This window comes from Oricola nitratireducens, from assembly GCF_014904745.1.
In the GTDB taxonomy this organism is placed as follows: Bacteria; Pseudomonadota; Alphaproteobacteria; order Rhizobiales; family Rhizobiaceae; genus Oricola; species Oricola nitratireducens.
In genome coordinates this window covers 110,718-131,147 of the sequence record NZ_JACZCS010000050.1, presented here as the reverse complement: position 1 = coordinate 131,147, position 20,430 = coordinate 110,718, and the positions used below count along the sequence as shown (strand labels likewise).

General features: G+C 62.9%; 17 protein-coding genes. 10 read left to right on the top strand and 7 right to left on the bottom strand.

Annotated features, from left to right (window positions below; genetic code table 11):
- Nucleotides 1-79 precede the first annotated feature (79 nt).
- Together IG169_RS21190 and mfd are read left to right on the top strand one after the other, a co-directional pair.
- Nucleotides 80-370 (top strand): FAD assembly factor SdhE, encoded by a 291-nt coding sequence (locus IG169_RS21190; RefSeq protein WP_193178258.1) that lies wholly within the window; start codon nt 80-82, stop codon nt 368-370.
- Nucleotides 367-3,894, top strand: coding sequence for a transcription-repair coupling factor (gene mfd / locus IG169_RS21185; protein WP_193178257.1), 3,528 nt, complete (start codon nt 367-369; stop codon nt 3,892-3,894). Before IG169_RS21190 ends, mfd begins: the two co-directional genes overlap by 4 nt.
- A gap of 69 nt (nt 3,895-3,963) precedes the next feature.
- Here the strand turns inward: mfd and IG169_RS21180 are convergent, their stop codons facing one another.
- Complete coding sequence (locus tag IG169_RS21180; protein WP_193178256.1) at nt 3,964-4,593, bottom strand: invasion associated locus B family protein; 630 nt, start codon at nt 4,591-4,593, stop codon at nt 3,964-3,966.
- Nucleotides 4,594-4,816: 223 nt separating this feature from the next.
- Between IG169_RS21180 and IG169_RS21175 the strand changes: the two genes are divergently transcribed.
- Complete coding sequence (locus tag IG169_RS21175; protein ID WP_428982275.1) at nt 4,817-6,631, top strand: extracellular solute-binding protein; 1,815 nt, start codon at nt 4,817-4,819, stop codon at nt 6,629-6,631.
- Nucleotides 6,628-7,290, top strand: a complete 663-nt coding sequence (locus IG169_RS21170; protein ID WP_193178254.1) for a DsbA family oxidoreductase — start codon at nt 6,628-6,630, stop codon at nt 7,288-7,290. The genes IG169_RS21175 and IG169_RS21170 overlap by 4 nt, the downstream gene beginning before the upstream one ends.
- A gap of 4 nt (nt 7,291-7,294) precedes the next feature.
- On the opposite strand, the gene hspQ is transcribed toward IG169_RS21170, so the two are convergent.
- Nucleotides 7,295-7,642, bottom strand: coding sequence for a heat shock protein HspQ (gene hspQ / locus IG169_RS21165; protein WP_193178253.1), 348 nt, complete (start codon nt 7,640-7,642; stop codon nt 7,295-7,297).
- A 136-nt stretch (nt 7,643-7,778) separates the two neighbouring features.
- Here hspQ and IG169_RS21160 point away from each other — a divergent pair, with 136 nt between their 5' ends.
- Complete coding sequence (locus IG169_RS21160; RefSeq protein WP_193178252.1) at nt 7,779-8,747, top strand: AEC family transporter; 969 nt, start codon at nt 7,779-7,781, stop codon at nt 8,745-8,747.
- Here IG169_RS21160 and IG169_RS21155 read toward each other — a convergent pair.
- On the bottom strand, nt 8,689-9,942 hold the full coding sequence (locus IG169_RS21155; protein WP_193178251.1) for a UbiH/UbiF family hydroxylase: 1,254 nt from the start codon (nt 9,940-9,942) through the stop codon (nt 8,689-8,691). The genes IG169_RS21160 and IG169_RS21155 overlap by 59 nt on opposite strands.
- Before the next feature lie 234 nt (nt 9,943-10,176).
- Between IG169_RS21155 and IG169_RS21150 the strand changes: the two genes are divergently transcribed.
- From IG169_RS21150 to IG169_RS21135, 4 genes are all read left to right on the top strand, one after another.
- Entirely contained in the window at nt 10,177-11,754 is a 1,578-nt protein-coding gene (locus tag IG169_RS21150; protein WP_193178250.1) for an ABC transporter ATP-binding protein, read from the top strand.
- Nucleotides 11,754-12,833 (top strand): ABC transporter permease, encoded by a 1,080-nt coding sequence (locus tag IG169_RS21145; protein WP_193178249.1) that lies wholly within the window; start codon nt 11,754-11,756, stop codon nt 12,831-12,833. Before IG169_RS21150 ends, IG169_RS21145 begins: the two co-directional genes overlap by 1 nt.
- 11 nt (nt 12,834-12,844) lie before the next feature.
- On the top strand, nt 12,845-13,765 hold the full coding sequence (locus tag IG169_RS21140) for an ABC transporter permease (RefSeq protein WP_193178248.1): 921 nt from the start codon (nt 12,845-12,847) through the stop codon (nt 13,763-13,765).
- 71 nt (nt 13,766-13,836) lie between these two features.
- The gene (locus IG169_RS21135) at nt 13,837-14,907 is read left to right on the top strand and encodes a BMP family ABC transporter substrate-binding protein (protein WP_193178247.1); all 1,071 of its coding nucleotides are present in this window, start codon (nt 13,837-13,839) and stop codon (nt 14,905-14,907) included.
- Nucleotides 14,908-14,956: 49 nt separating this feature from the next.
- Here IG169_RS21135 and IG169_RS21130 read toward each other — a convergent pair whose 3' ends face one another.
- From IG169_RS21130 to IG169_RS21115, 4 genes are all read right to left on the bottom strand, one after another.
- Nucleotides 14,957-16,177: a glycosyltransferase family 87 protein gene (locus IG169_RS21130; RefSeq protein ID WP_193178246.1), complete on the bottom strand. Its 1,221-nt coding sequence runs from the start codon at nt 16,175-16,177 to the stop codon at nt 14,957-14,959.
- Nucleotides 16,178-16,255: 78 nt separating this feature from the next.
- Nucleotides 16,256-17,776: a glucosylglycerol-phosphate synthase gene (gene ggpS / locus IG169_RS21125; protein WP_193178245.1), complete on the bottom strand. Its 1,521-nt coding sequence runs from the start codon at nt 17,774-17,776 to the stop codon at nt 16,256-16,258.
- Between the two features lie 3 nt (nt 17,777-17,779).
- A complete protein-coding gene (locus tag IG169_RS21120) occupies nt 17,780-18,562 on the bottom strand; it encodes an HAD family hydrolase (protein WP_193178244.1) in 783 nt (260 codons plus the stop codon).
- On the bottom strand, nt 18,559-19,701 hold the full coding sequence (locus IG169_RS21115) for an NAD(P)H-dependent glycerol-3-phosphate dehydrogenase (protein WP_193178243.1): 1,143 nt from the start codon (nt 19,699-19,701) through the stop codon (nt 18,559-18,561). Before IG169_RS21115 ends, IG169_RS21120 begins: the two co-directional genes overlap by 4 nt.
- Nucleotides 19,702-20,052: 351 nt before the next feature.
- On the opposite strand from IG169_RS21115, the gene IG169_RS21110 reads away from it, so the two are divergent.
- Nucleotides 20,053-20,376 (top strand): c-type cytochrome, encoded by a 324-nt coding sequence (locus tag IG169_RS21110; protein WP_193178242.1) that lies wholly within the window; start codon nt 20,053-20,055, stop codon nt 20,374-20,376.
- Nucleotides 20,377-20,430: the final 54 nt, after the last annotated feature.

Sequence of the window (20,430 nt, the reverse complement as noted above, 5' to 3'; positions counted from 1 at the left end):
TGAAGGGCCGATCAAGGCTGACAAGTGCCAGTCCCGGCGTTATATCGCGTCCATCCTCCTTGACCGCAAAGATGCAGCCATGATCCCGTCCGGACCGGAAACCGTCACCGACCTCGATGCGCGCCGCCGCCGCGCGAAATTCCGCGCATGGCATCGTGGCATGAAGGAAATGGACCTGCTGCTCGGCAAGTTCGCTGACGCGCACTCGGAACATATGACGGCCGATGATCTGGTGGTTTTCGAGGACCTGCTCGAAGTCCTCGACCGCGATCTTTTCAAGTGGTTCACGGGCGAGGGGCCCGTTCCGGCATCGCACGACACCCCGCTGTTTCGTGCGATCTGCGAATTCCACGGAATAGATCTGCCATGAGCGCGAAAGCCAAAAAAGGCTGGATCGACGTGCCCGACATTCCGGCCGACGCCGGGCGCGTCGTCTTTTCCGGTGTTGCCGCCGGAGCCGAACCCTTCGTCGTCAACGCATTGTGCTCGAAGGCGGCGGCCAATGGCGGTCCCGTGATTTATGTCGCGCGCGACGGCGCGGGCCTTGCCGACTGGGAGCAGGTCTTTTCCTTCGTCGCGCCCGATATCGAGGTCATCAACTTCCCGGCCTGGGATTGTCTGCCCTATGACCGCGTGTCGCCGGGATCGGATGTCTCCGCGCGGCGCCTTGCGGCAATGACGCGTTTCGCGCAACTGCGCGGGAAACCGTCTCCGGCGGTCGTGCTGACGACGGCCAACGCCATCCTTCAGCGCATGCCGTTTCCCGACGCGATCGCCGGACAAATGATATCGGCGAAACCCGGGCAGCATGTCCGCATGGACGATATCGTCACCACGCTCGCAACGGCCGGTTTCGAGCGCGTCCCGACCGTTCGTGAAGTCGGCGAATTTGCCGTGCGCGGCGGTATCCTCGACATCTTCGCGCCGGGAACGCCGGAAGCCGTCCGGCTGGATTTCTTCGGCGACACGCTGGAAAGCGTGCGCGCCTTCGATCCGGCAACCCAGCGCACGACCGGCCAGAAGACGGAATTCATCCTCCAGCCGGCAAGCGAGATTTCGCTGACGGCCGAAAGCGTCGCGCGGTTCCGTCAGGGCTATCTCTCGACGTTCGGTGCGCCGACCCGCGATGATGCGCTCTACGCCTCGATCACCAGCCAGCAGCGTTTCGCGGGCATGGAGCACTGGCTGCCGCTCTTTCACGAAGGACTGACGACGCTGTTCGATTGCCTGCCGGACGCGCCGGTCGTGATGGAGAACCTGACCAGGGAGGCGCTGACCGAGCGCCGCACCATGATCGAGGATCATTATCAGGCGAGACAAGGCCAGTCGGACGGCGCGCTCGGCGGCGACGGTGTTCCCTACAAGCCCTTGCCGCCGGACTCGCTCTACCTGCAGCCGGAAGAGGCGATCAAGCGGGCGTCGACCCGGCTGACGATCGATTTGTCGCCATTCGGCGTGCCGGAAACCGCCGGGGTGACCGTCTTCGACCTCGGCATCGCCTCCGGACGCAATTTCGCGCTCGAACGGGCCGACAAGCAAGCCAATGTCTTCGACATGGCGGCACGGCACATCGCCGGCCTGAGGGCGAACGACAAGCGCGTGTTCCTGGCCGGTTGGAGCGAGGGCTCGCTGAACCGCCTGATCCAGATTCTGGAGGAACATTCGCTCGAGGGCATCGAGACGGTGTCCGGCATCGGCGTCGCGATGGCGTTCAACCGTACCCGCATTCCGGCCGCGGTCCTGTCGATCGAACACGGCTTCGAGACCCAAGCCTTCGCGCTTGTCGCCGAACAGGACATTCTCGGCGACCGGCTGGTGCGTCACCGCCGGCGTAAGAAGGCGTCCGATTTCATCTCGGAAGCCTCGGCGCTGGCCGAAGGCGACATCGTCGTCCATGTCGACCACGGCATCGGCCAGTTCGTCGGCCTGCGCACTATTCAAGCCGCAGGCGCGCCGCATGACTGCCTGGAGATCGTCTATGCCGGCGACGGACGGCTGTTCCTGCCGGTCGAAAACATCGAACTCCTGTCGCGTTACGGATCGGATGCCAGTACCGCCGTGCTCGACCGGCTTGGCGGCGGCGCCTGGCAGGCGCGCAAGGCGAAACTGAAGAAACGCCTGCTCGATATGGCCGGGCATCTGATCAGGATCGCAGCCGCCCGCGAAACGCGCACCGCACCGGTCCTGCGTCCGCCGGAAGGCCTTTACGATGAATTTTCGGCCCGCTTTCCCTATGACGAAACCGACGACCAGTTGACCGCGATCGACGCCGTTGTCGGCGACCTCGTCGCCGGCAGGCCGATGGACAGGCTGGTCTGCGGCGATGTCGGCTTCGGCAAGACCGAGGTTGCGATCCGTGCCGCCTTCGTGGCGGCCCTGAACGGTGTGCAGGTGGCCGTCGTGGTGCCGACCACGCTGCTGGCCCGCCAGCATTTCCGTTCCTTCTCGGAGCGCTTCCGCGGCCTGCCGGTCAATATCGCCCATGCCTCGCGCCTCGCCGGGCCGAAGGCGCTCGCCGAAGCCAAGAAGGGCATCGCCGACGGCAGCGTCGACATCGTCATCGGCACGCATGCGCTGCTCGGCCAGTCCATCAGCTTCAAGAACCTGGGTCTGGTGATCGTCGACGAGGAGCAGCATTTCGGCGTCAAGCACAAGGAACGGCTGAAGGAGCTGAAGTCCGACGTCCATGTGCTGACGCTGTCGGCGACGCCGATTCCGCGCACGCTGCAACTGGCGCTGACCGGAGTGCGCGAATTGTCGCTGATCTCGACGCCGCCGGTGGACCGGCTTGCCGTGCGCACATTCGTGTCGCCGTTTGATCCGTTGATCATCCGCGAGACACTGCTGCGCGAACGCTATCGCGGCGGCCAGAGCTTCTATGTCTGCCCGCGCATCTCCGACCTCAAGGACGTGAAGGCGTTCCTGGACGAGCATGTGTCCGAACTGAAGGTCGCGGTCGCCCATGGCCAGATGGCGCCGGGCGAACTCGACGACATCATGAATGCCTTCTACGACGGGCGCTATGACGTGCTGCTGTCGACCACGATCGTCGAATCCGGTCTCGATATCCCGACCGCCAACACCATGATCGTCCACCGCGCCGACATGTTCGGCCTGGCGCAGCTGTACCAGATCCGCGGCCGCGTCGGCCGGTCCAAGGTCCGCGCCTATGCGCTCCTGACCTTGCCGGCCAACAAGATGTTGACCAAGACGGCGGAACGGCGCCTGAAGGTTTTGCAGTCGCTCGATTCTCTGGGGGCCGGCTTCCAGCTTGCCAGCCACGATCTCGACATTCGCGGCGGCGGCAATCTGCTCGGCGAGGAGCAGTCGGGCCATATCAAGGAGGTCGGCTTCGAGCTCTATCAGCAGATGCTCGAGGAAGCGGTGATGGAGATGAAGGGCGAGGTGGTCGACGACCACGGCCAGTGGTCGCCGCAGATCGCGGTCGGAACCTCCGTCATGATCCCGGAATCCTATGTCGGCGATCTGCAATTGCGTCTGTCGCTCTATCGCCGGCTCGGCGAACTCGAGGAGATCAGGGATATCGACGCATTCGGCGCGGAACTGACCGACCGCTTCGGGCCGATGCCTGACGACGTCGAGCATCTCCTCAAGGTCGTCTACATCAAGGCGCTGTGCCGCAAGGCCAATGTCGAGAAGCTGGACGCCGGCCCGAAGGGTGCCGTGATCCAGTTCCGCAACAAGGAATTCGCAGATCCGGCCGGGCTTGTCGCTTTCATCGGCGAGCAGGGCTCGATGGCGAAGATCCGGCCCGACCAGTCGATCTTCTTTTCGCGCGACTGGCCGACTCCGGCGAAACGTCTGGCGGGCAGCGCGATCCTCGCGACCAAGCTTGCGCGTCTTGCCGAGGCGGTGACCGAGAAGGCCGCATAGAAAACCGCACTCCGGAAACGAAAACGGGGCCTCGCGGCCCCGTTTTGTTTTGATTGCTGTGACAGGTACTCAGTTGCCCTGCTTGGCCTTCTGCTGTTCCTCGAGCAGCCGCTTCTGGAAATCCTCGCGCCGCTTCTCGATGGCCTGCTGCAGCTGCTGCTGGCGGCTTTCGACTTCCGACTGCTTCAGCGGCTCGCCATCGAACGCGGCGGTGAAACCGGAGAGCGAAACCTGGATCGGGTTCGGCTGGTTCTGGAAATTGATCGAGGTGAGCGTCAGCTCGCCGCCCTTTTTCAGCGAAGCGACAAGCGCATCGGTCAGCGGAGCTTCGGCAATGCAGCGATCCGGCAGGCAAATCGCATAGTTGATCTTTTGGGTCTGTCCGCCGTCGATCTGCATGCCGATACCGGCCGGAATGACGCGGCCGGTCGGAACGGCGATCTGGAAGATGGCGCGGTTCACCTTGCCGGTGATCTGGATAAGGTTCACGGCGGTCAGCAACTGGCCGGTATTGGCGGCGCGAATGAACTGGACGTTGCAGATGTCGTTGTCTTCCTGTTTCGAGCAGACCTTGAACCAGCCCTGCGGCACCTGCTGCTGTGCGTTCTGCTGCTGTGCGGAGGCGGACGACACCGCGCCCGCCGCAGCGACGCTCGCTGACATCAGGAAGGCAATTGTCTTGATCAAATTGGCGCGCATGAAGCTGCATCCTTTTTATTTGCGATATTCGGTCGAGCGGACCGGTGCTGTGTAATTAAGGCTACACCATGACGAGGCGTTTCGCGCGGTGTGATACACATGCAACGCTATCAATTCCAGCCCCGCGTGGTGAATGTGATGAATTTCCCGCCCGGTGCTGAATTCGCCCAATGCCCGTGTTAGTTTCCGAATCTGCACGATGCCGACACATGGAGAAGCGCATATGGGCTTTCGGATCAGCCGCTGGTTCGGATTTTTCGCTTTGGTTGCAGCCGTCATGGCGTCGAATGCGGGCGCCGAGCCGATGTATGGCATCGCCATGCACGGCAAGCCGGCGCTGCCCGCCGATTACACCCATTTCCCCTACGCCAATCCCGACGCGCCGAAGGGCGGATCGATCACCTATGGCGTGCGCGGCACGTTCGACAATCTGAATCCGTTCATTCTCGCCAGCATGCGCACGACCGCGCGCGGCATCGTCGACCCGGACTATGGCAATCTCGTCTATGAATCCCTGATGCAACGCTCGCGCGACGAGCCCTTCACCATGTACGGGCTGATCGCGCAATCGATCGAGACCGATCCCGACAGAACCTGGGCCGAGTTCACGATCAATCCGAAGGCGCGGTGGTCGGACGGCGTTCCGATCACGCCGGAAGACGTGATCTTCACCTACCAGGTTCTGACGGAAAAGGGCCGACCGCCATACAACAGCCGGATGGACAAGATCGAAAAGATCGAAAAGACCGGCGAAAACAAGGTAAAGTTCACCTTCAACGACAAGGCGGACCGCGAATTCCCGCTGATCATCGCGATGATGCCGGTCCTGCCGAAGCATGCGACCGACGTCGCGACATTCGATCAGTCGACATTGACGCCGCCGGTTGGCAGCGGTCCCTATCTCGTCGACAGCGTCGAACCCGGCACGCGGATCGTTTTCAGGCGCAATCCGGACTATTGGGCGAAAGATCTTCCGTCCAAGCGTGGCTTCGATAACTACGACAAGATCACGGTCGAATATTTCCGCGATCAGACGGCCCTGTTCGAGGCCTTCAAGAAGGGCCTGTTCGACGTCTATCCCGAAGGTGATCCGACCCAGTGGGAGACGGCCTACGACTTTCCGGCCGTCAAGGAAGGCAAGGTGAAGAAGGCCTCCTTCGTCTCCAACAAGCCGCAAAGCATGCTCGGTTTCTTCTTCAACACGCGCCGCGAGCAGTTCTCCGACCGCAATGTCCGCCAGGCGCTGGCGATGCTGTTCGATTTCGAATGGGTCAACAGGAACCTGTTCTCCGGCCGTTACACGCGCACGGAATCTTTCTGGCAGAACTCCGATGAGCTCTCCGCCATCGGCCGCCCCGCCGATGCGCGCGAAAAGGCGCTACTGGCGCCGTTCCCCGATGCCGTCCTGCCCTCGGTGATGGACGGAACATACCACCCGGTAAAAACCAACGGGTCCGGCCGCGACCGCAATGTCCTGCGCGCAGCGCTGAAGAAACTGATGGAAGCGGGTTATTCGATTCAGGACGGGAAATTGATGAAGGATGGCAAGCAGTTGGCCTTCGAGATCATGACGTCCGGCCTCGGCGAGGAGAAGATGGCGCTCGCCTACAAACGAACCGCCGGCGCGCTCGGGATCGACGTATCCGTCCGCACGGTCGACGACGCCCAGTTTCAGGCCCGGCGGCAAAGTTACGACTACGACATGACGGCCGCGACCCTGTCTGCTTCGCTGTCGCCCGGCGCCGAGCAGATCTGGCGCTGGGGGTCGCAATCGCGCGATGTCGAAGGCACGTTCAACTATGCCGGCGCGTCCGACCCGGCGATCGACGCGATGATCCAGGCGCTGATCAACGCGCGCGACCGCGAGGATTTCGCCGCCGCGGTCCGCGCCCTCGACCGCATCCTGATCTCGGGCCAATACGTCATCCCGCTCTACCACATCCGCGAATCCTGGGTCGCCTATTGGGACCACCTGAAATTCCCGGAAAAGACTCCGCTCTACGGTTACCAGTTCCCGGTATGGTGGTCGGTACAATGACCGGGATCCACATTGACATCATCTCTGACGTGATGTGCCCCTGGTGTTTCATCGGCAAGAAGCGGTTCGAGAAGGCGCTTTCGGAACTCGATCCGGCGATCGCCGTCACGATCCAGTGGCGCCCCTTCCAGCTCGATCCGACGTTGCCGCCCGAAGGCAAGGATCGCGATATCTATCTGGCGGAGAAGTTCGGCGGACTGGAGCGTGCAAGGGCGCTTTACCGCAACATTGAGGAAGCAGGCGCCATGGAAGGCATCCCGTTCCGCTTCGATGCGATTAGGGTCTCGCCCAATACGCTCGACGCCCACCGCCTGATCCGCTGGGCACAGAATGCGGGCGAGGGCGTTCAGGCGCGCGTCGTCGATCGCCTGTTCGAACTGTATTTCCTGGAAGGGGCGAACATCGCCGACCACGGCGTTCTCCTCGGCGTCGCCCGTGAATGCGGAATGGACGGGTCGATCGTCGAAACGCTTCTGGCGAGCGATTCCGACCGGGAGGCCGTCGAGCAGGAGATCGCGCTCGCGCAGTCGATGGGTGTGAGCGGGGTCCCGTGTTTCATCATCGACAACAAATATGCCGTGATGGGTGCTCAGGACCCCGAAACGATTGCCGGTGCGATATCCGAGATCGCGGCAAGGAAAGGCGAGTCGGGCGGCTGACGCGTCAGTGCTCGAGACCGGGGCGGATCGAATAGCGTTTCGCGTCCGACACCCACTCGAACACTTCCGGCACCTGCGGATGGCGCACCGGTTCGCCGCTGTCGTCCGGCAGAAGGTTCTGCTCGGAAACATAGGCCACATATTCCGTCTCCGCGTTCTCGGCGAAGAGGTGATAGAAGGGCTGGTCTTTGCGCGGCCGCAACTCCTCCGGAATGGCTTCATACCATTCCTCCGTGTTCGCGAATTCCGGATCGACGTCGAAGATCACGCCGCGGAACGGATACAGACGGTGGCGAACGATATCGCCGATCGCATAGCGCGCGGTCACGGTTATTGCTTTGTGCTTTTCCATGCTCATGATGTGTGACAGCGCAGTACCTTTTTCAAGGGTCGGGATTTTGCGCGAGCGTCGGCTTGACCACACTGGCATCGCCTAATAGGTGCTGGAATCCTTCGCGAGGCGGCAGGGGAATCCGGGAAGGGAATCAATGGCGAATGTCATCGGACTGGTATTGCCGTTTTTCGGCCTGATCCTGCTCGGATTCATTGCCGCCAAGATCACCCGCCAGAGGCTCGACGCGCTCGGGTGGATGAACACCTTCATCATTTACATCGCGCTGCCGGCCCTGTTTTTCAACCTGTTGTCGCGCACCCCGGTCGAACAGCTGACGCAATGGCGTTTCGTTGTCGGCACGACCTTCAGCACCTACACAGTGTTTGCGCTGATGTTCGTGATCGCGGTCGTCCGCTCCGGCGGTGACATCCCCGAAAGCACGATCAAGGGATTGGCCGCGGCATACGGAAATATCGGTTATATGGGGCCGGGCCTGGCGCTTCTGGCCTTCGGCGAGGAGGCGGTGGTGCCGGTGGCCCTGGTCTTCTGCTTCGACAATACGCTGCACTTCATCATGGCGCCGCTGATGATGGCGCTTTCCGGCAAGGATGGCACGCACGAGACGCCGCTGCACCTCGCACTCGGTGTCGTGAAGCGTGTGCTCACGCATCCCTTCATCCTGGCGACCATCGTCGGCGTGGGCGCGGCGGCACTGTCCTTCCAGCCCCCGGCGGCGGCGCAGACCCTGCTCAACTACCTCGCCAATGCGGCCGCGCCTTGCGCGCTGTTCGCCATGGGCGTGACGCTGGCGCTGCGCCCTGTAAGGCGTGTGCCGTCCGACATGGGTTTCATCGTCGCGATCAAGCTCGCCATCCATCCGCTGATCGTCTACGTGATGCTGAGCTGGCTCGGCAATTTCCCGCCGACATGGGTCTATTCGGGCGTGCTTTTGGCTGCGCTTCCGACCGCGACGAACGTCTTCGTCATCGCCCAGCAATATGGCGTCTGGGTCGAGCGCGCATCCGCCTCGGTATTGATTACGACCACCGCCTCGGTCGTTTCGGTCACGGCGCTTCTGTACGCGATGACGAACGGCTTGATTCCGCCGGATCTGTTTCCCTGAACGGTCCGCGCCGCTTAAACAGGCTGCGCAAGCCCGCGCCCGGTGCCATGCCTTCCCGCATGACGATGTTGCGGAGCGGCGGCACGGCCGCGAGGAGCCCTAATCCCGCCGCGCGTGCGAATTGCACGGGTAGGAACCCGGTCAGCAGCGACCGGTTGAGGAGGTCGACCGTGCCGGTACGCGAGGCGACGTCGGCGCGACGCAGGCGGTCGTAGCGTGCCGTTACTCCTGCAGCGCCCGGATCGGTCCCGGCCGCGCCGAGGCATTTGCCGAGATCGGCGATGTCCCGCATCGACAGGTTAAGGCCCTGCGCGCCGATCGGCGGGAAGATATGTGCGGTCTGGCCGGCCAGCATCAGGCGCTCGGCGGCGAATCTGTGCGCGATCATTCCCGACAACGGCCAGCACTGCGGCTTCGAAACGCCGCTGACGCGCCCGAGCATGGACTGCATCCGCCGTTCGATCATGCCGGCAAGCGTTTCCGGTTCAAGGGCGGCGATGCGTTCGGCTTCCGTTGGCTCGACGACCCAGACGAGGCTTGAGCGCTTGCCGCGCATCGGCACCTGCGCGAAAGGCCCCGACTCCATGTGAAATTCCGTCGACGTGAAACCGTGGTCGCGCGAATGCGCGAAGGTCAGCACGACGGCGGTTTGCGGGTAGGTCCATTTTCGCGTGCCGATTCCGGCGGCCTCGCGCAGCAGCGAGTTGACCCCGTCGGCCGCAATGATGAGTTTCGTGTGAAGCGTTTCGCCATTGGCGAGGGCGACTGTTGCCTCGTCGGGGCCGAAAGAGGCGGAACTCGCCATGGAGTCGATGCAGCGAATGGCCGGCGTCTGCTCGATCACGTGGTGAAGCGCCGTGTTCAAGGCCCGGTTCACGAGATTGTAGCCGAACGCTTCCTCGCCGACTTCCGGCGCCTCGAACGTCACCGTCGGCGCGCGGATCAGCCGCCTGGTACCGTCGACGATGCGCATGGTCCTGAGCGGCGTCGCCTCGGCCTCGAGTTCCGGCCATGCGCCCAGATCCTTCAGCATGTCGATACCTGGCATCATCAGCGCGGTGGTGCGGTCGTCGCTGTCGATGAAGGTTCCGGACGGCGCGACGAGCGCGACGTTATATCCTTGTCGAGCTGCTATCAGCGCCGAGGCCATTCCTGCCGGCCCGCCGCCGACAACGACGATATCGCTTCTGTTCACGACGAATTCCTTTCGGGCATTTCTGTCCCAACAAGTGGCGAAGACGGGCCGTCCTGTCCAGTCCCGTTCGCCGTCCGGAAGAAGGGCCAACTGACGCAGCGGCGCTCTCGGTCGCTGACCAGTCGGTAAAAAATCCCCGGAAAATGGCAATTGATTGCGTTTTCAGGTTTGCGCGCCTCGATTGAATGCGCTTAGCTTCGTCCAGCAACAATTTGCAAGCCGGGACACGCCTCCTTGACGGACGCCGAAGCAACCACAGCCGCGCCGCAAACCCTTCTCCAGGTTGAGGGGATCACCAAGGTTTTCGGCACACTGAAGGCAAATGACGGTGTCGACTTCGATATCGTCCCCGGTGAGATCCACGCGCTCCTCGGCGAGAACGGCGCCGGCAAATCCACGCTGGTAAAGATGCTGTTCGGCTCGTTGCAGCCGGACGGCGGCGTAATCAAGTGGCGCGGCCAGCCCGTCGCCATCGTCAATCCGATGCAGGCCCGCGCCCTCGGTATAGGTATGGTCTTTCAGCACTTTTCGCTGTTCGACTCGCTGACGGTGGCGGAAAATATCGCCCTGTCGCTCGATGACGATATTCCGATCCGCACGATTGCGGCCAAGGCGCAGGCCCTGTCCTACAGCTACGGTTTGCCGCTCGATCCCTTTTCTATGGTCGGAGACCTGTCCGTCGGCGAGCGCCAGCGCATCGAGATCATTCGATGCCTGCTTCAGACACCGGACCTCATCATTCTCGACGAGCCGACATCGGTGCTCACGCCGCAGGAAGCCGACAAGCTTTTCGAGACGCTGGAACGGCTGCGGGACGAAGGAAAGTCGATCCTCTACATCTCGCACCGCCTGGAAGAGGTGAAACGCATGTGCGACCGCGCAACCGTGCTGCGGCACGGCAAGGTGGTGGCCCACTGCAATCCGCGCGAGGAAACCGCCTCGTCACTTGCGAGTATGATGGTCGGAACCGAGATCCACCAGGTCGTGCGGGAGGCGTCACAGGGCGGCCCCGGCGAATCGCTGATCGAGATCCGCAACCTGAGCCGGCCCGCCGCGACGCCGTTCGCCATGCCGCTGCGCGACATATCGCTGACCGTGCGCGCAGGCGAAGTCATCGGCATTGCCGGCGTCGCCGGAAACGGCCAGGGCGAGTTTTTCGAGGCTGTCTCCGGCGAGGTGTTGCAGGACGCAGCCGGATCGGTCCGTCTGCGCGGCAAGGATGTGGGGCGGATGGGCATATCGCGGCGGCGGCTGACCGGTACGGCCTTTGTGCCGGAGGAACGCCTTGGCCACGGCGCCGCGCCGGCGATGGCCCTGTCTGAAAACCTGCTCCTGTCGCGCTATCGCACCGATCAGTCGGCATTTCTCGGCCCGCTCGGCACGATCCGCTCGGGCGCTGTCGAGGCGGCATCCAAACGGGTTATCGAGGAAATGGACGTCCGCAAGAGTGCGGAGGATCCCGAAGCGGCATCGCTTTCGGGCGGTAACCTGCAGAAATTCATCATCGGCCGCGAACTTGACCGCCAACCGGCGATCATGGTCGTCAATCAGCCGACATGGGGCGTCGATGCCGGCGCGGCCGCGCGCATCCGCCAGGCCCTCATCGAGCTCGCGCGCAGTGGTTCCGCCGTGCTGGTCATCAGCCAGGATCTCGATGAGCTGTTCGAAATCTCCGACGCCATCGCCGTGATGCACAACGGCGCAATGTCGAAGCCGGTGCCGATCGCAGAGGCGACATACGAGAGTATCGGTCTGTTGATGGGCGGCTCCGAACCCGGCCACGTCGCTCATGATGAAAAAGAGGTCGTGTGATGCGCATCGAACTCATCAAGCGGCCGCAGCATTCCGTCTTGTTCAGCGCGCTCTCGCCTTTCATCGCGCTGTTGCTGACGCTCGTCGCCGGCGCGATCATCTTCACCGCGCTCGGAAAGCCGCCGCTGGCCGCACTTTATACCTATTTCGTCGAGCCGCTGACCGAGGTCTGGCAGTTGCACGAACTGGCGATCAAGGCGGCGCCGCTGATCATGATCGCCGTCGGACTGTCCGTCTGTTACCGCTCCAACAACTGGAACATCGGCGCCGAAGGCCAGTTCATCATGGGCGGGATCGCCGGTTCGCTGATTCCGATATTGCTGCCTGGTTTCCAGAATTTCCTGACCCTGCCGCTCATGCTGCTGTTCGGCTTCGCCGGCGGCGCGGCAATGGGGGCGGTGCCTGCATTCCTCAAGACGCGGTTCAATACCAACGAGATCCTGACCAGCCTGATGCTGGTCTATGTGGCGCAACTGTTCCTCGACTGGCTGGCGCGCGGCGTCTTCCGTGACCCCGCCGGCAATAACTTCCCCGGCTCCATCCGCTTCCCGCCGGCGGCGCGCCTTGGCGAGATCGCGCCTTCTCAGGGCAGCGCCCATTACGGCATCGTCTTCGCGGTGGTCGCTGCCGTGCTGGTCTGGCTGATGATGCGTTACACGATCAAGGGTTTCGAGATCCGCGTGCTTGGGGAAAGCCCCCGGGCCGGCCGGTTTGCCGGATTCAGTTCGCGCAAGATGGTCTATTTCGCTTTTCTGCTTTCGGGCGGGTTGGCGGGCCTCGCCGGCATTTGCGAGGTTTCCGGCGCAATCGGCCAGCTTCGCGAGACCATCTCGCCCGGATACGGGTTCACCGCGATCATCGTCGCCTTCCTCGGCCGGCTCAATCCCCTGGGGGCCGTGGCGGCCGGCTTCGTGCTGGCATTGACCTATCTCGGCGGCGAGGGCGCGCAGATGGCTCTCGGCATCTCGGACAAGGTGGCCCGCGTCTTCCAGGGACTGCTGCTGTTCTTCGTGCTCGGTTGCGACACGCTGATCCGGTACCAGGTGCGTGTTGTCTGGCGTGGCAAGGTCAAGGCGTAAGGGGCGGCATCATGGAAATCGCACAGAATATCCTGCTGACCATCGCGACCGCCGCGACGCCGCTGCTGATCGCAGCGATGGGCGAACTGGTCGTGGAACGGTCCGGCGTCCTCAATCTCGGGGTCGAAGGCATGATGGTCATCGGCGCGGTCTGCGGTTTCGCCGCCGCGGCGCTGACCGGATCGCCGTGGATCGGAATACTCGCAGCCATTATCGCCGGCGCACTCCTGTCTCTGCTGTTTGCCGTGTTGACGCTGTCGCTGGCGACGAATCAGGTGGCGACCGGCCTGTCCCTTACGCTGCTCGGCATCGGCCTGTCCGGCATGATCGGAGAGGGCTTTGTCGGCTCGCCCGGTGTGCGGCTCGCCAACATTCACATCCCCGGTCTTGCCGACATTCCGCTGGTCGGCCGGCTGCTGTTCGGTCAGGACCCGATTTTCTACATGTCGATCGCCCTGACCGCCGGTGTGATGTGGTTTCTGTTCAGGACCCGCACCGGATTGACGCTCCGGTCGGTGGGCGACAACCACAAGTCGGCGCATGCTCTTGGCATTTCGGTGCTCGGCTACCGTTATGCGGCGGTGCTGTTCGGCGGCGCTTGCGCCGGCCTGGCGGGAGCGCATCTGTCGCTGGTCTACACGCCGCAATGGGTGGAGAACATGACCGCGGGCAGGGGCTGGATCGCGCTTGCGCTGGTCGTCTTCGCCTCGTGGCGCCCATGGCGCGTTCTTGGCGGCGCCTATCTGTTCGGCGCGGTGACGATCGGCCAGTTGCATGCCCAGGCGCTCGGTTTCGGCATCCCGTCGCAGTTGCTTTCTTCGCTGCCCTATCTGGCAACGATCGTCGTTCTTGTCATAATCTCCGGAAACAGAAGGCTGACCGTGATGAACACTCCGGCATCGCTGGGACAGCCCTTCGTGCCCGACCGCTGACGGGGCGAGCGGGCGCGCCAGCAATCCAAACCCGCCGGGTTGGTCCGGCAAAATCGTAGAGAGGTGTACAAATGAATAAGCTCGTCCTCGGCCTGACCACGGCGCTGGCGCTTACGCTCGCCAGCGGCGCGCAGGCGGCCGACAAGTACAAGGCCTGCTTCATGTATGTCGGTTCCAAGACCGATGGCGGCTGGACGCAGGCGCAGGATGTGGGCCGGCAGATGGTCGACAAGGAACTCGGCGACAAGGTCGAGACCGTCTATGTCGAAAACGTGCCGGAAGGCCCTGACGCCGAACGCGCGCTCACCCGTTTCGCCCGCTCTGGCTGCGGCATCATCTTCGCCACCTCGTTCGGTTTCATGGACCAGACCGTGGCGGTCGCCGAAAAGTTCCCGAACGTCAAGTTTGAGCACGCGACCGGCTACAAGACCGCACCGAACCTGACCACCTACAATTCGCGTTTCTATGAAGGCCGCTACATCATCGGCCAGATCGCGGGAAAGATGTCGAAGACCGGTGTTGCCGGCTACATCGCCTCGTTCCCGATCCCGGAAGTGGTGATGGGCATCAACTCGTTCCTGCTCGGAGCGCGCTCCGTCAATCCGGATTTCAAGCTCAAGGTCGTCTGGGTCAACACCTGGTTTGACGCCGGCAAGGAAGCCGACGCCGCCAAGGCGCTGATCGACCAGGGCGTCGACATCATCACCCAGCACACCGATTCCACCGGTCCGATGCAGGTCGCCGAAGAGCGCGGAATTCATGCGTTCGGCCAGGCATTCGACCAGATCAAGGCCGGACCGCACGCCCAGCTGTCGGCGATCACGGACACCTGGGGTCCTTACTACGTCAAGGAAATCAAGGCGGCGATGGACGGCACCTGGAAGGGCGGCCAGCAGAGCTGGGACGGCTTGAAGGACGGCATCCTGACGATGGCGCCCTACACCAACATGCCCGACGACGTGAAGGCGATGGCCGAGGAGACCGAAGCCAAGATCAAGTCCGGCGAACTGCATCCCTTCACCGGTCCGATCAACAAGCAGGACGGAACCGTCTGGCTCAAGGACGGCGAAGTCTCCGATGACGGCACGCTGCTCGGCATGAACTTCTATGTCGAGGGCGTCGACGACACGCTGCCGCAATAATCGCTCACGCGATACGCACAATCGAAAGGCGCCCTTCGGGGCGCCTTTTTCATTCCGCGGCCACAGGCCCGGTATGATGGGCGCCGCGGCCGGGCGAGATCGTGGCGGCGAGAAGAAACAGGAACAGCCCGGCAAGGATGAACGGCGCGATCGCGATCATGTCCGCCATCAGCCAGAGCACCGCGAAGGGCGACAGGTAAACAATGGCGAGGATGGTCTTCGCGAAAGGCGGGAAACCGGCCCGCAGACCAAAGGCCGCGACAAAGGCGATTGCCGGAGCGAGCACGAAGAGATCGTAATTGAGTCCGAACGGCGTGGCGAGAAGCGACGCCGTCAGCAGCAACGCGCATCGCAGTTCGTAAGGCACCGGGCTGCGCCGGCGCCACGCCCATGCGGTCGCACCCGCGGCGATCAGCGAAACCAGGCCCTGAAGCGCCATCGCCGGCATGTCGGCCATCCCCGAGAGCCGCAGCATCGCGTAGGTGGAAATCATCTTGTTCCAGCCGACGAGGTTTTCGCGCAGGGCATCCATCGCGCTGCTGCCCTGGGCAAGGAACAGCGACCATGTTTCGACGCCGAACAGCGCAGCCGACAGCGCCGCGACGGCTACTGCCGTGACAGCGGCCGCGACGATCGTGCGCCACTGGCCGGCGGCGATCAGCGCGAGCGGGATGAGCAGGCCGAGTTGCGGCTTGAAGGTCAGCAATCCGAACAGGATCCCCGCCAGCACGGGACGGCGCGGCAGCATGACGAGCGCACCGCCGAACAGCGCCGCCGACAGGAAGGCATTCTGGCCGTGGGCGAAAGTCAGGAACGTCGCCGGAAAGGCCAGCGCCAGAAGCAGCGCCTCGGGCCGTTTCCCGGCGATGGCGCGGATGACGGCCAGCGCGGCAAGGAAACTCAGCCCGGTCCATGCGGCAAGCGCCGGATAATACGGAAGCGTGCCGAAGGGCAGCATGTAGGCGAGGTAATGCGGCGGATAGAAGAAAGCGTAGAAATTGCCGTCGCCGAAAATCGCGTTCTGCGCCGCTGCGAAACGGTCGGCCAGATAGGGGACTTCCGGATGACCGGAAAGCGCTTCACGCGCGGCGACCCAGAAGCTGACGAAATCCGAACCGAAGGGCGAACCGTTCGGAAGCGTGCCGCCGTTTGAATAAAGCACATATGCCGTCGCCGCGACGGTGATCACGAGGATCACCAGCGGATAGAAAAGCATCCGGTCCTTTTGCAGCCAGCTTCCCGTGCGAAGCGTATCAATAATGCGCGCCATGTCCGACCCGTTCCTGGATCGGTACAGTCTAGCGTTGCCGGTTTGAGACGAGGTTAACCGCAATCCGGACGTGGCCGGTCAGGCGGCCGAAAGCGTCCGTCCGGTCGCGTGTTCGTTGCCGGCATGGTCCACGGCGTCGAACAGACGGCGCTGTTCCTCCGCCCAGGCGCGCAAATCGTATTTCCGGATCGTCGTCCGCAGCGCCTGCATGCGCTTGCGCTTCTCGTTGCGATCCATTGCGATTGCCTGGTCGATCGCCGAATCCATCGACTTGTGCGAAAACGGATTGGTGACGACCGCCGCCGCCATCTCGACGGCCGCGCCGGCGAATTCCGACAGGACCAGCACACCGTCCTCATCCGTGCGCGCGGCGACGAATTCCTTGGCGACGAGGTTCATGCCGTCGGCAAGCGGTGTGATCCAGGCGACGTCCGCGGCCCGGTAGTATGCAATGAGATGCTTGAACGGCACCGCCGTGGATATCAGCGCGACCGGTTGCCATTCGAGCGAACCGAACCGGCCGTTGATGCGGCCCGCGATCTGTTCGATCTCCCCCTGGATCTGGCCATAAGCGGCCATTTTGCGGTTCGCGCTTACTGAAACATGCATCAGCCGGACCTTCTCGCGCAGGTCCGGACGCCGTTCGAGAAGCCGCTCGAATGACAGCAGCTGCTCGATGCCGCCTTTCGTGTAGTCCGTGCGCGACACGCTCAGGAGCAGTTTCGCATCGCCGAGTTCCTTGCGGATGATCTCGACCTTTTTCGCGGTGTCGCGGGAATTGGCGCGCTCGCTGATGAAATCGACGTCCACGCCCACGGGGCAGGCGCTGACGAGAATGCGCCGGCCTTCGAACTCGATTTCGGTCGGAACCGAGCGCTCCACCAGCGCCGTTCCATCCGAGACGAGTTCACCGGCAACCTTTTCCCGCTTGGCGACGTCGACATCGAACAGCGACCGAGCGACCTGGACGAAATTCGACGAATAGCGCGGAATATGGAAGCCGACGACATCGCAGGCCAGCAGGCTCTGGACGATCTCCTTGCGCCACGGCAGGACATTGAAGATGTCGGGCGCCGGAAACGGCGTGTGATGGTAGAAGGAAATCCGCACATCCGGCCGCAACTGCCGCAGGTAACCCGGAACCAGCCACAGATTGTAATCGTGGATCCAGACCACCGCATCCGGATTGGCCTCGGCCGCCGCGGCTTCCGCGAACGCCCAGTTCACTTCGCGGAATGTCGGCCAGTCGACCGGGTCGTAATTGTACTTTTCCTTGAAGGAATGCAGGATCGGCCAGAAGGCCTCCTTCGAGGTGACGTGGTAGAAGCTCGACACCTGCTTTGCGGTCAGCGGCAGCCGCGATACCGAGTAGTTTCCGTTCGCGTCGCTGATCTCGATCGTCCGTTCGAACTCGGGATTGGCGGGATCCTCCGCTTCCTTCCAGGCGATCCATGAGCCTTTTTCGACATGGCCGAAGAAGCTTTTCAGGGTCGGCACGATGCCGTTCGGGCTCTTGTTTTCGCGGAAAACGGTTTTCCCGTCTTTGACCACCTCCTCATAAGGTTGGCGGTGGTAGACGATAACAAGGTCGGAGGGCATGGTTTATCCTTTCGGTGTCGGATGGAGGTTGAACGCGGCGACGGCTTCCAGGATGCCGCCCGCGCCGTGGGCCGATGCCATGAAGACATGGTCGAGCGGAGAAACGCGTTCGACGAGAGCGTCTTCGGCATTTCCGACCGCGACCGCCGGCAGGCCGCATTCCAGCATGGAGAGATCGTTCAGCGTGTCGCCGGCTGCGAGCACGCGCTGCCCGTCGATCCCGAGATGGGCGACAAGGCGCTTGAGGGAAGGGCCCTTGCTGACGCCTTTGGGAAGAACGTCGAAGAACCGGTTGTCGGAAATCAGGTGATCGAGCCCGAGCGCCGCGATTTTGTCCTCGGCGCCCGGATGATATCCGGCGGCGTCGAGGTCGTAGCTTACGCGATAGCGGAAGGGCGTTGCCTGCAATGTCAGGCCGGGATGGCCGTCGAGTATCTCGCGAACCGTGTCGCCCTGGTCTCCCCAGCGCCGGGCGATATCCTCCTCAAGCGCGCCGATCGGCGCGATGGAGCCGCCGGCATCGACCCTGGCGATCGTCGTTCCGACGTCGCCGATGACGTAGTCGGGCCATGGAACACTGGTGCCGTCGCAGATATCGGCGATGAATTCCGGATCGCGTCCGGTCACGAAAACCAGCCCGATCGTCGCCCGGTTGTCCTCGATCCAGCCATAGAGCGTTTCGCGGTCGTCTTCGCTGCCGCCGAGAAAGGTTCCGTCGAGGTCGGTCGCCAGGACGAAATCCCGTTCATGCAGGGCGGGTGGTGTGATCGTTTGGTGCTGGTTCATGCGGCAGTCTCCGCAAGTCCGCCGACAGGGGCCGGCATGACGGGGTGTTCGATGGTGATGTCGAGCGCCTTCGGTTCCGCCATGATCGGCCGCGACCAGAGCTGCGCGAATGTCGTGTCGAGATCGGCGCCTTGGTGCAGAACACGATGGACCGCATCGCAGATCGGCATGGCGATGCCCATCCGGTGCGCGAGGTCCATCACCGATATCGCGTTGATCTCGCCCTCGACGACGACCGGCTTGCCACCGAAACAGGCGTCGCGGGCGATGCCTTCGCCCAACTGGATGCCGAGCGACATGTTGCGCGATGTCCGGCTCGAACAGGTCAGCGTCAGGTCGCCGGCGCCGGAAAGCCCGGTCACCGTTTCACGGCGGCCGCCGAGCGCTTCGGCAAGCGTCTTCATTTCGTCCATGCCGCGCGCGATCAGCGCCGCCCGGGTGTTTTCGGCAAAGCCCGCGCCCGTCATCATGCCGCAGGCGATGGCGATCACGTTCTTGACCGCGCCGCCGATCTCGACGCCGGTCAGGTCGTCGGAGATATAGGGCCTGAAGGTCTCGGAACTCAGCGACAGCGCGAACCTGGCTGCCGTGCTCTCGCTCGGGCTGATCCTGTCCTCGTGCGTGAAATCGAATGCCACCGTGACAGCGGTCGGATAGGCCATCGCCGTTTCATGGGCAAAGGTCGGACCGGATATCGCGCCGATGGGATGCCCCGGCATTTCCTCGGCCGCGGCGTCGGCGAGCAGCCGTCCGGTGCCGGCCTCGATCCCCTTCGCGCACAAGGCAACGGGCGTTCCCGGCGCAAGGTGTCGGCCGACAGTCCGGCTCATCTCCCGGATCGTGCGCGACGGCGTGACCAGCATGACGGCGTCGGCGCCTGAAAGCGCGACGGCCATGTCGCTTGTCGCCGTGATGCCTTCGGGCAGGTCGATACCGGGAAGATAACGGACATTTTGCCGGTTTTCGGTGATCGAGCGGAGGACGGCGGGGTCGCGTCCCCACAGCGTCACATCGCGTCCGGCGCGTCGCGCGACGGTTGCCAGCGCAGTCCCCCATGCGCCGGCGCCAATGACGGCGATACGTGAATATGGACGCGTCTCTGCGATGACAGATCGTCTGTCGACAAGCGGTTTGGTCATGTGTCGTCGTCCCGTTGAAAGGTCAGATCGAATAGGTCCGGCAATAGCGCGCAGCAGTGCCGGCATGCAGAAGGTTCGTGGCTGAAAACTCACGGCGAAGTTGCGCCGGAAATTCGCCGTCCAGGGTGCGTTTGGTTCGCAGCAGACGGCAGCTTGATGAAATTGTGCAGTGCACACTCATGCTCTTTGACATAAACCCCCTAGCTTGAAAATCAACCGTTTGGCCGTGAAAGGGTTCCGTTTGGCTGCCAAACAAGCCGAAATCGGCATATTTTTGCCCGATATGCGGCGCAGTTGCGTTTGTCGGCCGGTCGGTATGGCCAAATTTGGGGGAGGAGGCCCGTTGTCCCGATGCTGCGATTCGCCCTTTTGATCGCATTCGCGCTATCCGCATCAGCGTCCCGCGCCGATGACGCCGCCGTGAAACGTGGCGAAGCGGTGATCGAACAGTGGTGCCGGCTGTGCCATCTGCGCGCGACCGACAAACCGGACCCGGTGATGGCGCCGCCTTTCGAGGAAATCGTTCTCAGGGAAGGGCGCGACCGCGCCTATTTCACCAGGTTCCTGAAGGAAGACCACTTCCCGATGACGACATTCCGCCTGTTTGACAACGAAAAGGCCGATGTCGTTGAATATCTCATGTCGCTCCGAAAGGCCGAACTGAAAGAAAAGTAATGCCGTCGGGGCATGCCGCCGCAAACATAGATGCATAAAATCGATTTGATGTCA

What these genes read in the sequence shown, in the direction of transcription:
- IG169_RS21120 (WP_193178244.1), bottom strand. Translation starts at nt 18,562, where the DNA reads ATGAACCAGCACCAAACGATCACACCACCCGCCCTGCATGAACGGGAT.
- IG169_RS21115 (WP_193178243.1), bottom strand. Translation starts at nt 19,701, where the DNA reads ATGACCAAACCGCTTGTCGACAGACGATCTGTCATCGCAGAGACGCGT.
- IG169_RS21175 (WP_428982275.1), top strand. Translation starts at nt 4,817, where the DNA reads ATGGGCTTTCGGATCAGCCGCTGGTTCGGATTTTTCGCTTTGGTTGCA.
- IG169_RS21110 (WP_193178242.1), top strand. Translation starts at nt 20,053, where the DNA reads ATGCTGCGATTCGCCCTTTTGATCGCATTCGCGCTATCCGCATCAGCG.
- ggpS (WP_193178245.1), bottom strand. Translation starts at nt 17,776, where the DNA reads ATGCCCTCCGACCTTGTTATCGTCTACCACCGCCAACCTTATGAGGAG.
- IG169_RS21140 (WP_193178248.1), top strand. Translation starts at nt 12,845, where the DNA reads ATGGAAATCGCACAGAATATCCTGCTGACCATCGCGACCGCCGCGACG.
- IG169_RS21170 (WP_193178254.1), top strand. Translation starts at nt 6,628, where the DNA reads ATGACCGGGATCCACATTGACATCATCTCTGACGTGATGTGCCCCTGG.
- mfd (WP_193178257.1), top strand. Translation starts at nt 367, where the DNA reads ATGAGCGCGAAAGCCAAAAAAGGCTGGATCGACGTGCCCGACATTCCG.
- IG169_RS21130 (WP_193178246.1), bottom strand. Translation starts at nt 16,177, where the DNA reads ATGGCGCGCATTATTGATACGCTTCGCACGGGAAGCTGGCTGCAAAAG.
- IG169_RS21145 (WP_193178249.1), top strand. Translation starts at nt 11,754, where the DNA reads ATGCGCATCGAACTCATCAAGCGGCCGCAGCATTCCGTCTTGTTCAGC.
- IG169_RS21135 (WP_193178247.1), top strand. Translation starts at nt 13,837, where the DNA reads ATGAATAAGCTCGTCCTCGGCCTGACCACGGCGCTGGCGCTTACGCTC.
- IG169_RS21190 (WP_193178258.1), top strand. Translation starts at nt 80, where the DNA reads ATGATCCCGTCCGGACCGGAAACCGTCACCGACCTCGATGCGCGCCGC.
- IG169_RS21180 (WP_193178256.1), bottom strand. Translation starts at nt 4,593, where the DNA reads ATGCGCGCCAATTTGATCAAGACAATTGCCTTCCTGATGTCAGCGAGC.
- IG169_RS21160 (WP_193178252.1), top strand. Translation starts at nt 7,779, where the DNA reads ATGGCGAATGTCATCGGACTGGTATTGCCGTTTTTCGGCCTGATCCTG.
- hspQ (WP_193178253.1), bottom strand. Translation starts at nt 7,642, where the DNA reads ATGGAAAAGCACAAAGCAATAACCGTGACCGCGCGCTATGCGATCGGC.